The sequence below is a fragment of the Magnetococcales bacterium genome (assembly GCA_015228815.1).
Taxonomy (GTDB): domain Bacteria; phylum Pseudomonadota; class Magnetococcia; order Magnetococcales; family UBA8363; genus UBA8363.
The window spans coordinates 1-14845 of sequence record JADGCV010000002.1; the positions used below are offsets into that span (position 1 = coordinate 1).

A 14845-nucleotide genomic window follows, 5' to 3' on the forward strand; every position below is an offset into this window, starting at 1 on the left:
TCTTTCGTCTGGCAGGCGATCTGGAACAATGGCGGCGGACATTTGTTGACGCTTCGATCATGTAGTTCAATAATTGCCAGCTGATACGCACGTCGGGAGAACTTTTATGTTCGATCAGCACGTACAGCAAGGCTACATGACCGGTGATTGTCTTGACCCGGTAGAGTCGATCGGTCAGGTGGGTCCGCAACGATTCATCGACGAACGAACCCTCCACCAACTCTGGAGGATCATCGGACAACACCGCCACCACTTCCTTTGGCAATCGCTCCCGCAATAGAGTTCCCGCCGTTTCCGGGTTGGAGAGCAAAGCCTTCAAGAATCGGTCGTGCGGGTGACTGATGTCGGTCATGGTCAATTCATGGGAGCGATATCTTCATGAGACGAGGGTTTACCATTGGTTGCGGATCAAGCTATTGTAACGTTTGCTTTGTATTTTCGCTGCTTGAGAAGCGGTAACCCGAGCCGCGGATCGTTTCGATCCGATGGTGGTGTCCCCACGGTTCCAATGCCTTGCGCAGGTGCCGGATGTAGACATCGACGGTGCGTCCGCCTACCTTGTCGTCTCCACCCCAGACCTGCTTCAAGACACTTTCGCGCCCGTGGATCGTGTCGGGATGGGACATGAAGAAGGCGAGAATCCGAAAGGCGATTCGCCCCAGTTCGATGCGTACCGGAGGATCTCCGGCGAGGACGTTTTGCTCCTTGAGGTCCAGATACAGGTCCGCCACTCGAAGCGTTCCGTCGGAGCCGGTGGTCCCTTGATGAAGCAGGGCCTGAATTCGAGCCATGAGGACAGGCGGTTTGATGGGTTTGACGATATAATCGTCGGCGCCGATTTCCAAAACCCGAAGCCTGTCTTCCTCGCTGTCACGGGCGGTCACCATGATGATGGGAATCTGGGCATAGGTAACCTTGGCCTTGAGGTAACGTAACAGTTCGACTCCCGACACGCCGGGCATGACCCAATCCAGGAGGATGATGTCGGGGCGTTCCTCCTCGATCATGAGCCGGGCCTGTTCGGCGTTGTCGGCCATGACGCACTGGTATCCCCCCCGATCCAGCAGCTCCATCATCAATTCACGAAAATCGGGAATATCATCCACGACAAGAATTTTTTTTGTTGCCTTTTCTGGATGTTCCATATTTTCTGTTTTCTCCGGCGACTGAATCGGGTCCTGTTGCCTTCTCCCACCCCGGGGTGCGATGGAATTTCCACGAAGGGTGGGTCATTTTGGGAAATTAAAACTCCACACCCTTGCACGCCTTGATGCCGGCATGGAAGGCGTGTTTGATTTCACCCATCTCCGTGACCGTATCGGCAGCGTCCATGATGGCCTTGGAGGCATTGCGCCCTGTCAGGATCAGGTGCAACGATTTGGGTCGTTCTTCCTGGATGAAATGAACGACCTCGGCGTCGGTCAGCCAACCGAAGCCAAGGGCCATGTTGATTTCATCGAAGACGACCAGATCGAACGTTCCGGAAAGGGCTTTTTCGCGACAGAATTCCCAGATTTCCCGGCTTTTTTTTCGATCGCCCTCCGGATCTTCGGTTTTCCATGTGAAGCCGTCGCCCAGGGCATGCCATTCCATGTTGGGAAACATTTTGGCCGCTTTTTCCTCACCGGTCGGCCAGGCGCCCTTGATGAACTGAATGACGCAAACGTTCATTCCCCATCCCGCGGCGCGAAAGGCCATGCCGAAGGCGCTGCTTGACTTGCCCTTGCCGTTGCCGGTCAGAACCAGGACCCGTCCCAATCGTTTTTTTTTGTGTTCCAAGGTTACCCCTCTTTGGTTGCGGACAGGAAACGGCGTTGCGATGGAAGGGTCCGTTTCTGTCCGTTTCAGTGGAATTTTCCCGTCACCAGGAATTGATGCGCAAGATGAGCGGTTTTCCGGGAGAGTACCATTCCCAGGTGGACATGGTCCACGGTGGCATGCGCGGCCCCTTCCAGACAGGTTTCGGCAATCTGAACGGTACCATCGCTGGGTCCCTCCATGCCAAGAATCAGGTGACTCAATCCCAGGGGAAGCCTTCCGGCGATGACACCGATTTCACGACCGGGGGGGACGGCGCGGGGACCACCCGAATAGAGCCCCTGGTCCATGCTGCCACCCAACAGGATGGCGCCGAACGGCCAACGGCTGAGTCTTCGGGCGGTCAGACACCCGCGAAAGGGGGTCGCCATGGCGACCATGCGCCCGATGACTGCCTGGGGATGCTGGTAGAGCATGTGCAACGCCACCAATCCTCCGAGGCTGTGGCACACCAGATGGACGGGAGGTGCCGATTTTGCTTGTTCCATTTCCTTTCCGAAGGCGGTTTCCAGAAAACGCCACAGGCCATGGGCATTGTCGAGCAACCCGGCCCGGACGGTGGGATATTTGAAAAACAGGGTGTTGTAGCCCAGCTTTTCCAGTCTTCTGGCCATCGGTTTGAGTTCCGTGCCATCCAACCAGAGGCCGTGGACCATGACGACCGTTCCAATCTTGTCCTTCATGCGCCGCATCGATCATCGCAAGGGTTGCCGGGGCCTGGGTGTCATCCCTTTCCGCGGGATGTTCAGGGGCCGGGGATGAATGATTTTTCCATCGTTTGCGTCCAATGCCAGTTTATACCATCATTTATTGCTCTTTGAAATGCCGGCTGCAAACTTTCGTTCATCTGGATCGAAAAAAAGAGGCGGTGAATTTGTCGGATCGAAGCGTTGCCCGATGTGTGTTCAGCCGCAGCGGCGGCGGATCAGCAGGGTCTGGTAAAGTTGTCCCAGGGCCGAACGAAGCTCGGCATCGGAGACATTGGCGACCATGCGGGCCGCTTTTTCCGACTCTTCGGGAAGTGGGGGGGGGAGCTTTTCGCGGGGTGCGGGTGCGGAAGATGGTGTGGGTCGATGACGCAGGGTTCCCTGGACCAGGCGGATGTCGCGGATGTCGCTGCCAGGGCTTGCCTTGGCGAGGGCGGCGAGAATGATGGGTTTGATGTGGAGCAGTTGGGTGACCCAGACGGAGGCATCGACGCGGATTGTGAGCAGGCCATTGAGAAGTCGTTGCGGTTCGGTATGTCCGGCAATCTGTTCCCCCACGGCTTGGCGCCAGGTTTCGCGCAGAAAATGGGCTTTCGTTTGCGGTCGTTCGCGAAAGCCTGCGGTCAGTTGGGCGACGACCTCATCGACGGCGACGAAGCGGTTGGATGGCCGCGACGGGCTGGGGGGAAGGACGTTTTTTCCGTCCCGTGCTGAAATACCATGGTCCATGCGTCGATCCTGTATGCCGGTCTTGCCATGCGCTTAAGGGAAGGGTACCCTGGAGTTCATGAATATTCAACACATTCGTGCCTTGAAGAAGGGGTTGGATCATCTTTTGGCGGACCGCCCCGACAAAACCCTGGCGATCGCTGCGCGGGTATTGGAACAGGATCCGGGAAACGGCGAGGGGTGGTTTTTGTCGGGAGTCGCCTGCCAGAGGATGGGACGGCATCGGCAGGCTTTGGACCATCTGGACCAGGCCTGTCGTCTTGCTCCCGATGTCGCCGATTATTTCAGTCACCGGGGCTTGGTGTGGTATCACCTTGGCTGCTTCGGGGAAAGCCTGGACGATTACGCGCGGAGTTTGGCGCTCCGACCGGATGATCCGGAAACCCTGGGCAACCTGGCGCGGTTGCATGTTGCAATGCATCGGCCCGATCTGGCACGACCTCTGTTGGAAAAGGCGCTCCTTCATGATCCCGACAATGCCGCGTTGCTGGGTGACCTTGGCGTTTGTCATGTGGCGCTGAAGCGCCTTGCGGAGGGCATCGCCTGTTATCGCGCTGCCTTGGAACGTGATTTCGCCGATGCCGACATCCATTACAATCTGAGCCGGGCCTTGTTGATGTCGGGGGCGTATGAGGAAGGATGGCGGGAGAACGAATGGCGCTGGAAGAGCCGTCATTATCGCGGGGTCGAAAAAAACTTCCCAGCGCCTGAATGGAACGGCGAACCGTTGGCGGGAAAGAGCATCCTGTTGCTTCAGGAACAGGGGTTCGGAGATGCCATCCAGATGATTCGGTACGCTCCTTTGCTCGCCCGAAGGGGCGGGTGTGTCCGGGTTTTGTGCGAACCGCTCCTCGAACGTCTGTTCGCGGCGATGCCATCGGTCGTGGAGGTTGGGGTCCCCGGTTCTTCTCTGTCCCGTTCCGACTGGTGCCTTCCCATGCTTTCCCTGCCCCTTCGGTTCGATACCCGTCTGGCGACCATTCCCCGGGATATTCCCTATCTCAAGGCACCGGAAGGGCTGACGATTCCGGGATGGCGCCTGGGGCGTGGACGGGATCCGGTGGTTGGATTGATCTGGCGGGGCAAGTCCCGGGGACAATTGAACGCCTGCGATTTCGCACCGATCTTCTCCATCGGCGGGATTCGTTTTTTTTCATTGCAGAAGGGGCTTCATCCGGGAGAACTCGATGGGACGCCGGTCATGGATACCGAGGCGTCGCTGACCGACTTTGCCGCAACCGCCAGGATCATGACCGATCTCGACCTGATCGTGAGCATCGAAACCGCCTCGGCCCACCTGGCGGGGGCGATGGGAAAACCGGTCTGGATCCTGATCCCTCATGCCTCCGAATGGCGCTGGCTCGATTCGGGGACCACGGCCCCATGGTATCCCAGCGCCACCCTCTACCGCCAGACCCAACCCGATTCCTGGGCGGACATCATCTTTCGTCTGGCAGGCGATCTGGAACAATGGCGGCGGACATTTGTTGACGCTTCTTCTGTCCACGGATGAACAAGGTATTCATTTCGCTTCCCGATCATCCATCCTTTTTCAGAAGAGTGACCAAATCGAGCCCCACCGGAGGCGGTGTCGGTCCTTCGATCTTGTACCCCGGATCTTCTTTCTTTTCCACAAGATTGATCCATTGTCCATGGGTCACGATTCTTCCGGAAGAATCCGCGACCACCCGGACGATCGGATGCAGCAGATGGGTCGCATGATTGCCCACCACCATCACCACATGGCGGTTTTTCAGGCGCAGAATGGTCCCCATCGGGTAGACACCGACGCAGCGTACAAACTTCTGCAAGAGCACCTTGTCATAATAGCGGTCCGCCATCCCCATCATCCGCCGCAATGCGTCATGGTGCGGTATCGGTTTGCGGAAAGGGCGGGTCCCGGTCAGGTTTTCGAAATCATTGACAATGGCGCCAATTCGACCCTCGCGGCTGATCGCTGTTCCCTTGATTCTTTGGGGATAACCGGTGCCATCGAGCCTTTCGTGATGCTCCAACGCCACACGTTGGATCACCCCTTCCTGAATCTTCATCTCCTTGAGAATGCCCGCCGTCTCGTGAACATGGGTCTGGAGAACCTTGACCTCGGGTACGGAAAGGGGCGTCTCCTTTTCAAGGATCGATCCGGGAATCCGGGTAACCCCCAGGTCGTGGAATATGCCCGCCTGCCCCATGAGTTCGGTCATGGCAACCGGTTCCCCGAGAAACTTGCAAAAAATCATCATCAACGTTGATACGTTGACCGCATGTACATGATGACCGCCACCGCGTTGTTTGAGCAACGTCAACCCGAGGAGCGCCTGTTCCTGACGCAGTACCGAGGACATCACCTCCCGAACCCCTTGCACGATCGGTTCGGGTTGTACTGCCTGACCGGCAAACATCTCCTTGAAAAAACGTGCGACATCGCCATCGAAGCGTTCCTGGAGCTTCGTTGCCGGACCGATTTCCCGCTCCAGCGAACTTCGGTCGTCCGCCGTGGTTGCCATCTTGTCATCATCTTCCAGGGCCAGTTCCTGGAGTTGCCGTTCCAGAATGGCATCAACGGAAGAAGAATCGACTTTTTTTTTCTCTTTTTCTTTCAGGATCCCAAGTGTGTGCGCCATGTGTGCATCCTTTCCAAGAACCTAACGTGCCATAAAAATATCCCTTCCTGGAAAATACCACAACGGTTGACTTTCAATGGAAATACATACATGATCATATTGTAATTAATATAAATGATCATTCATTCGCATCTTGTTCTGTACATTTGGCGGCAATTCGGGATCTTCCGCAAAAGAAAAAACCGGTGGAATTTTTCAGCCACCGGTTTTTTCACAGGTAAAAGGAGGTTACTTGGCGGGAACCTGTTCCAGCTCGGTCAGGACGCCATTGAAGTCTTTCGGGTGCAGGAAGATGACGGGATTGCCATGGGCGCCAATCTTTGGTTTTTCGTTCAGGACCTTGACGCCCTTGTCGATCATGACTTTGGCGGCGGCGGTCACATCCTTGACCTCATAGCACACATGGTGCATGCCGCCGCCCGGATTCTTCTTCAGGAATCCGGCGACAGGGCTGGCATCCGACAACGGGTGCAGCAGTTCCACCGTGGTGTTGTCCAGACGCACCATCACCACCCGGACACCGTGTTCCGGCAAATCAAACGGTGCTTCCACCCGGGCTCCCAGATCATCCCGATACCGGGCCGCTGCCGCATCCAGGTCGGGCACCACAATGGCCACATGATTCAGACGTCCGATCATTCCATTCTCCTCAAGGGTTGACGTTGACTATTCGAACTCGACAAGGACCTCATCCGCTTCAACCGTCGTTCCTGCTTGAACGCGGATCGATTTCACCCGTTTTCCATCCTGTTCGCAGCGGATGGTATTTTCCATCTTCATCGCTTCCAGGACGCAAACCGCCTGCCCGGCATTGACCGTCTGCCCGACACCGACCAGCACCTTCAATACAGCCCCGGGCATGGGGGCCAGGAGCAGACGACTCGTTTCGGAAGGTTTTTTTCGCAGCATGTGCCGCGACAACACATGGTGCCTGGGGGAACGGGCGATTGCCGTCACTGTCCGTCCACCGCGTGACAGCAGATAGCCTTCGGCAAGGCGGCGGATGCGAAAGGCGCAGGGTTGGTCGTGAATCACCAGGGAGGCCAGACGGCTTCCCGCCTGATAGTCATGGGTGACCACCACCGGATCCTCGGCGGCAAACGCCACCATCTCGCACCCCTTCTTGCGTTCGATGGTCAGGTGCAACTCTTCGTGTTCCACCATGACCACCAGGTCCTGAAGCGGTGGAATCTGCCGGTAAAGGGCCGATTCCACCAGCAGGATCACGGCTGCCGCCACCGCGAAGGCGCGGGTTCCATCCTCGGTTGGCGGGGCCCCCTTGAAACCGTCGGGGAAGGTTTCATCGATGAAGGCAGTCGTGAAATGGCCCGTCTCGAACCGCGGATGGCGGATGATCGTATTGAGCAGGTCGATGTTATGATCGGGTCCCTCGATCTGGAATTCGTCCAGTGCGAATTCCAGCTCGAAGATGGCGTCTTCGCGATGGAGGCCCCAGGTGATCACCTTCGCGATCATCGGATCATAATGCATCGACACCTCACCCCCTTCGAACACCCCCGAATCGACCCGGACCCTGGAGCCTTCCTGGGGCGGGCGATAATACACCAACCGTCCCGTCGATGGCATGAAGTTGCGGTAGGGGTTTTCGGCATAGACGCGGCATTCGATGGCGCACCCCTTCATCCGGACCTCCTTCTGGGAAAATCCGAGTGGTTCTCCCCGGGCCACCCGGATCATCTGTTCCACAAGATCCAGTCCGGTGACCATTTCGGTCACTCCGTGTTCGACCTGAAGGCGTGAATTCATTTCCAGGAAGTGGAAACTTTTGTCCGCCCCGACCACGAATTCCACCGTGCCCGCCGAATGATAACCGACTGCCTGGGCCAATCGAACGGCCTGTTCGCCCATGGTGCGGCGCAGGTTGGGATCGATGAAGGTCGAAGGGGTTTCTTCGATCACCTTCTGGTTGCGCCGTTGGATGCTGCAATCGCGATCGCCGAGCCAGACCATGTTGCCATGTTTGTCGCCCAGTATCTGAATTTCGACATGGCGTGGTTTTTCGATATATTTTTCGATGAGGATGCGGCCATCGCCAAAGTAGGAGAGTCCTTCGTGGGTGCAGGTTTCCCAGGCTTCGCGCACTTCGATTTCGTTTCTGGCGACCCGCATCCCTTTGCCGCCACCGCCCGCGGCGGCCTTGACCATGACTGGATAGCCCACTTCCCAGGCGACAGCCGCGGCCTGATCGGCGTTTTCGATTCGGCCATCATATCCGGGAATGGTCCGTACTCCGGCCTGAATGGCGATTCGTTTGGCGCGGATTTTATCTCCCATGGCCAGGATCGACTCGTGGGATGGGCCGATGAAGGTGACGCCACGTTGTTCGAGACTTCGGGCGAAGGCGGCGTTTTCCGACAGGAATCCGTAGCCGGGATGGACCGCATCCACCTGGGTCTGGTCGATGATTTCCAGAATGCGTTCGACATTGAGGTAGGAAAGGGTACTCGGGGCCGGGCCGAGGAGACAGGCCTCGTCCGCCTGGCGCACGAACAGGCTTTCCTTGTCCGCTTCCGAATAGACGGCGACCGTTTGCAGTTCCATTTTTCGCGCGGTGCGGATGATGCGGCAGGCAATTTCACCACGATTGGCGATCAAAATTTTTTTCATCGATGCCCCATCGTCGCTACAAAGGGATGTTCCCGTGTTTTTTCCACGGGTTGTTCATCTGTTTGTCTTTCAACATGCTTAGGCCGCGGATGATTTTCCAGCGGGAGGAACTGGGCATGATGATGTCATCGATGAACCCACGTTGCGCCGCGCGAAACGGATTGGCGAAACGTTCGGCGTATTCCCGGGTCCTTGCCTGCAAATATTCCTCGGGGTTGTTGTTTTTTTTCAATTCGCCGCGAAAGATGATTTCTGCCGCGCCTTTGGCTCCCATGACGGCGATTTCGGCGTTGGGCCAGGCAAAGTTCAGATCGCCGCGCAAGTGTTTCGATGACATGACATCATATGCGCCGCCATAACTTTTGCGCGTGATGATGGTCACCTTGGGAACGGTACATTCGGCAAAGGCGTAGAGCAGTTTGGCCCCATGTCGAATGATGCCACCCGATTCCTGAACCTTTCCGGGCAGGAATCCGGGAACATCGACGAAGGTGATGATCGGAATATTGAAACAATCGCAAAAACGGACAAACCGGGCCGCTTTGACGCTCGCGTCGATATCCAGACAACCCGCCAGCACCAGAGGTTGATTGGCGACGATGCCGACCGTCCCGCCATCCATGCGTCCGAAACCGACGATGATGTTCTTGGCGAATCCCCCGTGAACTTCCATGAAATCGTGGTTATCCACCACTTTCTCGATCAATTCCTTCATGTCGTAAGGTTTGAGGGGATCTTCCGGGATCAGATAATCAAGCGAATTTTCCTGACGTTCCGGAGGATCGCCGACGCGGACGACCGGGGGGCGTTCCCGATTGTTGGCGGGAAGGAAGGAGAGGAGACGGCGCAATTGTGTCAAGAGCACCATGCCGTTGGGGAAGGCGAAGTGCGCCACTCCCGAACGGGTTGCGTGAACCCGTGCCCCTCCCAGGGATTCGAAGGTTTCCTCTTCGTGGGTCACGGTCCGGACAACATCGGGACCGGTGACGAACATGTAGGAATTTTCCTCCACCATCAGGACGAAATCGGTCAAGGCCGGGGCGTAGACCGAGCCGCCGGCGCATGGGCCGAGGATCGCCGACAGTTGCGGAATGACGCCCGAGGCCAGGACATTGCGTTGAAAAATTTCTCCGTATCCTGCCAGGGAGGCGACCCCTTCCTGGATGCGTGCTCCGCCTGAATCGTTCAGGCCGATGACCGGGGCCCCCGTCCGCATGGCCAGGTCGAGAATTTTGCATATCTTTTGGGTATTGGACTCCGAAAGTGTGCCGCCATGGACCGTGAAGTCCTGGGCGTAGACGAACACCTTGCGCCGGTTGATCTCTCCGAAGCCCGCCACCACTCCGTCGCCGGCGCATCGTCTTTGTTCCATGCCGAATTCGTTGCACCGGTGTTCGACGAACATATCCAGTTCTTCGAACGATCCCTCGTCAAACAGGACTTCGATGCATTCGCGGGCTGTCAGTTTGCCGCGGCCATGTTGGGCTTCGATCCGCTCCGGCCCCCCTCCCAGACGGGCTTCCGCGCGCAGACGCTCGAATTTTTTGACAATCTCCTGCATGGGTCAAGGTATCCGAAAAAATTGATTGGCAAAAAGAATTGATTGACGTCTGCCTGGATAAGCGCGATTCATCCCCGCAGTTACGATTTTCCATCACGATTTTTTCGTTTGACGATCTATCCCGCGGCAAACGCCTGCATGAGCAGACTGGCGGCACGAACTGCCGTGATCTTGCCATCACTGACTTTGCGTCGCAGGTCGGGCATCAAATACCGAACCTCGGAATGTGCATCGAATCGACGTGCCAGCTCTTCGCGTACCAGGGTCGCCATCCACTCCAGATTTTGTTCACGGCGGCGCATCTGAAGCGTGCCGTTGGCCGTCATGACTTTTTGAAAACGCAACATCGACTGCCAAACCTCATCGATGCCCAAACCCGTGCGGGCACTGGCGAGAAATACCGGCAGATCCCAGTCGGGACGCGGATGATGCATCACCTGCAACGCCGAACGCAATACATGCGCCGCCTGCTTTGCCGACTCCTCGAACGGACCGTCCGCCTTGTTGACGACGATGGCATCGGCCATTTCCATGATGCCCCTCTTGATCCCCTGCAATTCGTCACCGGCGTTGGGAAGGGCCACCAACAGGAAAAAGTCGGTCATGTCCGAGACGACCGTTTCGCTTTGTCCGACACCGACCGTCTCGACCAGAACCGTATCGAAGCCCGCCGCTTCCAGGACCAGCATGGTTTCACGGGTCTTGCGCGCCACCCCGCCCAGCGTTTCCCCCGCCGCCGAGGGGCGAACGAAGATGTCGTTGTTGGCCATGAGTCGGGCCATGCGGGTCTTGTCCCCAAGGACGCTCCCCCCGGACAGTTTGGAGGAAGGATCGACCGCCAGAATCGCCACCCGGCGTTTTTCCTTGAGCAGATGCAATCCCAGGGCTTCGATCAGGGTGCTTTTGCCCGCTCCCGGAGGACCGGTGATGCCGATGCGCAGGGACTTGCCGCAATAGGGGAGCAGTTGTCCGATGATTTCCTGGGTTTGTTCTTCATCCTGATGGAGCGTGCTTTCGATCAGGGTGATCGTCTTGGCGATCAGCCGCCGATCCCCTTGCAGCACCCCCTGAACATAGGTTTCGGTATCGAACCGCGCCATTGTTACCCTCCTGTCCCGCCGGTCCCCATCGATCGACGGGCGACCGGCCCATGCCGGACCAACCCGTCCATTGCTTCGTTCCATACGTCCGATCGATCGGGACCGGAGGAAAAACCATCCGGCCCGATCGATCATAATTCACTGCCGGGCCGCTCAGGCGGAAATGCGCTGAATCACCTTGCGGGCCGAAACAGCGACCGAAGTCCCCGGTCCAAAGATTTCGGCGACGCCGGCGGCGCGCAGTTCATCGTAATCCTGTTGCGGAATGACACCGCCACAGACCACGACCACATCCTCCGCCTTCTTCTTCTTCAGTTCCTGGATCAACTGCGGAATCAGGGTCGTATGGGCGCCCGCCAGGGTGGAGACGCCGACCACATGGACATCGTTTTCGACCGCCTGTTCCGCCACCTCTTCCGGAGTCTGGAACAGGGGCGCCAGATCGACATCGAAACCGGCGTCGGCAAAGGCGGAAGCGATCACCTTGGCCCCGCGGTCATGTCCATCCTGGCCCATCTTCACCACCAGCATGCGTGGCCGGCGTCCTTCCTTGGCGGAAAAGGCATCGACATCCTTCTTGAGGTCGAGCCATTGCGGATCATCGGCCCAAACCTTGCCATAAACACCCGAAACCGTGCTGGTATGGGGGGTATGACGGCCAAAGATTTTCTCCATCGCCTCGGTGACTTCGCCCAGGGAGGCCCGCACCCGCATGGCGTTGACCGACAGTTCCAACAGGTTGCCCTGGCCCGACTCGGCTGCCTTGGTCAAGGCGTCGAGGGCAGCGTTCACCTTGGCCTGATCGCGTCCGGCCCTGATTTTCTTGAGTCGTTCGATCTGGGACAGACGGACCGCCTGGTTGTCCACCTTGCGGGCGTCGATGGCCTCTTCCTGCTTGAGTTTGTACTTGTTGACACCGACGATGGTTTCCAGGCCACGGTCGATGCTTCCCTGACGCCGTGCCGCCGCTTCCTCGATGCGCCGTTGCGGCAGACCCGCTTCGATCGCCTTGACCATGCCACCCGCCTTGTCAACTTCTTTCATGATTTCGCGGGCCTTGTCGGCAATCTGCTGGGTCAGGGTTTCCATCAGATAGGAACCGCCCCAGGGATCGGCGACGTGGGTGATGTGGGCCTCTTCTTGAAGGATCAACTGGGTGTTACGGGCGATGCGCGCCGAAAAGTCGGTTGGCAGGGCGATCGCTTCGTCCAGGGCGTTGGTGTGCAGCGACTGCGTGCCGCCGAACACCGCTGCCATCGCTTCGATGGTGGTCCGGACCACGTTGTTGTAGGGATCCTGGAAGGTCAGGCTCCAGCCGGAGGTCTGGCAGTGGGTCCTGAGCATCTTGGAGGAGGCTTTCTTGGCCCCGAATCCTTCCATGATTTCGCACCACAGCATGCGGGCGGCGCGCAGCTTGGCGATTTCGAGATAGAAGTTCATGCCGATGGCGAAGAAAAAGGAAAGGCGGCCCGCGAAATCATCGACCCCCATTCCCCGTTCCACCGCGGTTTTTACGTAGTCTTTGCCGTCGGCCAGGGTATAGGCCAGTTCCAGGGAGGCATCCGCTCCCGCTTCCTGCATGTGGTAGCCGGAAATCGAGATGCTGTTGAACAGAGGCATGTTCTTGGAGGTGAACTCGATGATGTCGCCGACGATGCGCATCGAGGGGGCTGGCGGATAGATGAAGGTGTTGCGGACCATGAATTCCTTGAGGATGTCGTTCTGGATGGTGCCGCGCAGGTCCTTCTGGGCCACTCCCTGCTCTTCCGCCGCGATGATGTAGCTGGCCAACACCGGCAACACCGCCCCGTTCATGGTCATGGAGACCGAAATCTGTCCCAGGGGGATGCCGTCGAAAAGAATTTTCATGTCCTCGACGCTGTCCACCGCCACGCCCGCCTTGCCGACGTCGCCCGTCACCCGGGGATGATCGGAGTCGTAGCCGCGATGCGTCGCCAGGTCGAAGGCGACCGAGACGCCCTGACCGCCCCCGGCGAGCGTCCGCCGGTAGAAGGCATTGGATTCCTCGGCGGTGGAAAACCCGGCGTATTGGCGGATGGTCCAGGGGCGTCCGGCATACATCGTCGTATGGGGGCCGCGCAGGAACGGCGCAAAGCCGGGGAGGGTATCCTGGTTGGACAATCCTTCGACGTCGGCCTTGGAATAGACCGTCTTGATGGTGATTCCGTCGGGGGTGGACCATTCCAGAGAGCTGATCGGCTTCCCTTTGAGGCCTTTTTCCGTCGCGGCTTTCCAGTCTTCAAGGCTGGGCTTTTTCGATTCGGACATGGACATAACCTTTCGTCTTTTTGGGTCTTTCCTGGAGGAACCAGATGTTGGGACTTGGGACACGATCAACCGCCGCGACTTCACGGCGGGGGCCACGCATACTCGTTTGGGTGGGTCGAATGTAATGCAAGTTGCCGTGTCCGTCATCTCTTTTTTTCAACTTCCCGTTGAAAAACTTGCACTTCATCGGAAAATAGTCCATAAAATAAAATTGTCCTCCTTAACCTGAATTTATCTAAATACATGAAAATCTTTCAGAAAATACTGAAATTTCCCGACGCCGTCCGGCAATCGCCGCGGGCCTGGATGTGGGTTGGTCTCTACCTGGTGCTGCACTATTCCCTGGTGCCGATGATCCCGACCATTGAAATGTGGCTGTATGCGGTCATGAATGGGGTCGAGCATGTGGAACGGATCGTCAATGTGGTGTTGGCGGTCGTTTTTCTGGGGGTCGTCGGGGGGGTGCTTTTTTGGGCGAAGCGACGTTTTCTGGCGCTGGTCCTTCTCGTGATTGCCGGCCTGACCGCCTTGACCATCACGACCAATCCCGACGAACGGGTCCACTTTGTGCAGTACGCCATTCTTGGCATGTTGCTGTTCAACGCCCATCCGCCACGGGGGCGTCAGGGGTTTGCCGACCTTATGATCATGGTGGCGCTGGCGGGATTGTTGGACGAATTCTTTCAGTTTCTCCTTCCCGACCGGTATTTCGATCTGCGCGACGCCTTCATGGATGTCATGGGCGGGGCGGTCGGACTCGGGTTGATTCTGGCCTTCAGGCCCCTGTCACCCCCTGCCGACGTACATGAATGAAACCGGAAGGATGCCGGGGAGATGGATGAAACAGCAGGACGGCACATGAATATCCATGGTTTGTGTGTATTGGACGATCGTTAACGGATGCATCAATGAAAATAGTGGTTGTTCTGGAACCAAGTGATGAGGGTGGATACACGGCCATCGTTCCTTCCCTGCCGGGCTGCATCAGCGAAGGCGACTCTCGAGAGGATGCCTTGCACAACATTCGAGAGGCCATTTTTCTCTACCTGGATCCTGTTGAAGATGATAAAAATTTTTCAACAAAGGCCGAGGCCCTGGAAATTGCGATATGACTGTTATTCCCAGTCTCAACCATGACCAGGTGATCCGGGCGCTGCGCAGGGATGGTTGGGTGATCGTGCGACAAAAAGGAAGTCATATCCGTCTTCAATAAGACAACGATGCAGACAACGATGAAACTGACCGTTCCTGCCCATAAACCTGTTAAAAGAACAACATTGCACCAAATTTTGAAACAGGCTGAAATCCCTCTTGAACATTTCCTGGATTTGTTGTAACCGCACGAATGGAACGTACCGGCATCCTTAAACCGCCCCCACGCTTTTCGAA

General features: G+C 57.3%; 14 protein-coding genes and 1 pseudogene. 4 read left to right on the forward strand and 11 right to left on the reverse strand.

From position 1 onward, the window contains the following. The 5 genes from HQL76_01110 to HQL76_01130 all read right to left on the reverse strand — a co-directional run. Positions 1–352 (reverse strand): Rpn family recombination-promoting nuclease/putative transposase (locus tag HQL76_01110; GenBank protein MBF0107762.1); only part of this gene is annotated, 352 nt, incomplete at its 3' end. A gap of 61 nt (positions 353–413) precedes the next feature. Beyond that, positions 414–1145, reverse strand: coding sequence for a response regulator (locus HQL76_01115; protein ID MBF0107763.1), 732 nt, complete (start codon positions 1143–1145; stop codon positions 414–416). A 97-nt stretch (positions 1146–1242) separates the two neighbouring features. Next, entirely contained in the window at positions 1243–1779 is a 537-nt protein-coding gene (cobO, locus tag HQL76_01120; GenBank protein ID MBF0107764.1) for a cob(I)yrinic acid a,c-diamide adenosyltransferase, read from the reverse strand. 65 nt (positions 1780–1844) lie between these two features. Beyond that, on the reverse strand, positions 1845–2501 hold the full coding sequence (locus tag HQL76_01125) for an alpha/beta hydrolase (GenBank protein MBF0107765.1): 657 nt from the start codon (positions 2499–2501) through the stop codon (positions 1845–1847). A 222-nt stretch (positions 2502–2723) separates the two neighbouring features. After that, positions 2724–3254, reverse strand: coding sequence for a DUF721 domain-containing protein (locus HQL76_01130; GenBank protein ID MBF0107766.1), 531 nt, complete (start codon positions 3252–3254; stop codon positions 2724–2726). 58 nt (positions 3255–3312) lie between these two features. Here HQL76_01130 and HQL76_01135 point away from each other — a divergent pair, with 58 nt between their 5' ends. After that, positions 3313–4767, forward strand: coding sequence for a tetratricopeptide repeat protein (locus HQL76_01135; GenBank protein MBF0107767.1), 1455 nt, complete (start codon positions 3313–3315; stop codon positions 4765–4767). Positions 4768–4792: 25 nt separating this feature from the next. Here the strand turns inward: HQL76_01135 and HQL76_01140 are convergent, their stop codons facing one another. The 6 genes from HQL76_01140 to scpA form a co-directional block, all read right to left on the reverse strand. Next, positions 4793–5878, reverse strand: a complete 1086-nt coding sequence (locus HQL76_01140; GenBank protein MBF0107768.1) for an HD domain-containing protein — start codon at positions 5876–5878, stop codon at positions 4793–4795. A gap of 228 nt (positions 5879–6106) precedes the next feature. Beyond that, positions 6107–6517 carry a methylmalonyl-CoA epimerase gene (gene mce, locus HQL76_01145; GenBank protein MBF0107769.1) on the reverse strand — a complete coding sequence of 137 codons (411 nt, stop codon included), beginning with the start codon at positions 6515–6517 and terminating at the stop codon, positions 6107–6109. A 27-nt stretch (positions 6518–6544) separates the two neighbouring features. Continuing rightward, positions 6545–8506 (reverse strand): acetyl/propionyl/methylcrotonyl-CoA carboxylase subunit alpha, encoded by a 1962-nt coding sequence (locus tag HQL76_01150; GenBank protein MBF0107770.1) that lies wholly within the window; start codon positions 8504–8506, stop codon positions 6545–6547. Between the two features lie 16 nt (positions 8507–8522). Beyond that, entirely contained in the window at positions 8523–10067 is a 1545-nt protein-coding gene (locus tag HQL76_01155) for an acyl-CoA carboxylase subunit beta (GenBank protein MBF0107771.1), read from the reverse strand. A 116-nt stretch (positions 10068–10183) separates the two neighbouring features. Then, on the reverse strand, positions 10184–11167 hold the full coding sequence (meaB, locus tag HQL76_01160; protein MBF0107772.1) for a methylmalonyl Co-A mutase-associated GTPase MeaB: 984 nt from the start codon (positions 11165–11167) through the stop codon (positions 10184–10186). A gap of 153 nt (positions 11168–11320) precedes the next feature. Continuing rightward, a complete protein-coding gene (scpA, locus tag HQL76_01165; protein ID MBF0107773.1) occupies positions 11321–13456 on the reverse strand; it encodes a methylmalonyl-CoA mutase in 2136 nt (711 codons plus the stop codon). Positions 13457–13699: 243 nt separating this feature from the next. Here scpA and HQL76_01170 point away from each other — a divergent pair, with 243 nt between their 5' ends. The 3 genes and pseudogenes from HQL76_01170 to HQL76_01180 all read left to right on the forward strand — a co-directional run bounded on the left by HQL76_01170 (position 13700) and on the right by HQL76_01180 (position 14793). Beyond that, entirely contained in the window at positions 13700–14269 is a 570-nt protein-coding gene (locus tag HQL76_01170; GenBank protein ID MBF0107774.1) for a VanZ family protein, read from the forward strand. A 95-nt stretch (positions 14270–14364) separates the two neighbouring features. Continuing rightward, the gene (locus tag HQL76_01175) at positions 14365–14568 is read left to right on the forward strand and encodes a type II toxin-antitoxin system HicB family antitoxin (GenBank protein ID MBF0107775.1); all 204 of its coding nucleotides are present in this window, start codon (positions 14365–14367) and stop codon (positions 14566–14568) included. Further along, positions 14565–14793 (forward strand): annotated as a pseudogene (locus HQL76_01180) (type II toxin-antitoxin system HicA family toxin). The gene HQL76_01175 and the pseudogene HQL76_01180 overlap by 4 nt, the downstream one beginning before the upstream one ends. Positions 14794–14845: the final 52 nt, after the last annotated feature.

What these genes read in the sequence shown, in the direction of transcription:
- scpA (MBF0107773.1), bottom strand. Translation starts at nt 13,456, where the DNA reads ATGTCCGAATCGAAAAAGCCCAGCCTTGAAGACTGGAAAGCCGCGACG.
- HQL76_01150 (MBF0107770.1), bottom strand. Translation starts at nt 8,506, where the DNA reads ATGAAAAAAATTTTGATCGCCAATCGTGGTGAAATTGCCTGCCGCATC.
- HQL76_01140 (MBF0107768.1), bottom strand. Translation starts at nt 5,878, where the DNA reads ATGGCGCACACACTTGGGATCCTGAAAGAAAAAGAGAAAAAAAAAGTC.
- HQL76_01175 (MBF0107775.1), top strand. Translation starts at nt 14,365, where the DNA reads ATGAAAATAGTGGTTGTTCTGGAACCAAGTGATGAGGGTGGATACACG.
- HQL76_01170 (MBF0107774.1), top strand. Translation starts at nt 13,700, where the DNA reads ATGAAAATCTTTCAGAAAATACTGAAATTTCCCGACGCCGTCCGGCAA.
- HQL76_01155 (MBF0107771.1), bottom strand. Translation starts at nt 10,067, where the DNA reads ATGCAGGAGATTGTCAAAAAATTCGAGCGTCTGCGCGCGGAAGCCCGT.
- HQL76_01115 (MBF0107763.1), bottom strand. Translation starts at nt 1,145, where the DNA reads ATGGAACATCCAGAAAAGGCAACAAAAAAAATTCTTGTCGTGGATGAT.
- HQL76_01130 (MBF0107766.1), bottom strand. Translation starts at nt 3,254, where the DNA reads ATGGACCATGGTATTTCAGCACGGGACGGAAAAAACGTCCTTCCCCCC.
- meaB (MBF0107772.1), bottom strand. Translation starts at nt 11,167, where the DNA reads ATGGCGCGGTTCGATACCGAAACCTATGTTCAGGGGGTGCTGCAAGGG.
- HQL76_01125 (MBF0107765.1), bottom strand. Translation starts at nt 2,501, where the DNA reads ATGAAGGACAAGATTGGAACGGTCGTCATGGTCCACGGCCTCTGGTTG.
- HQL76_01135 (MBF0107767.1), top strand. Translation starts at nt 3,313, where the DNA reads ATGAATATTCAACACATTCGTGCCTTGAAGAAGGGGTTGGATCATCTT.
- mce (MBF0107769.1), bottom strand. Translation starts at nt 6,517, where the DNA reads ATGATCGGACGTCTGAATCATGTGGCCATTGTGGTGCCCGACCTGGAT.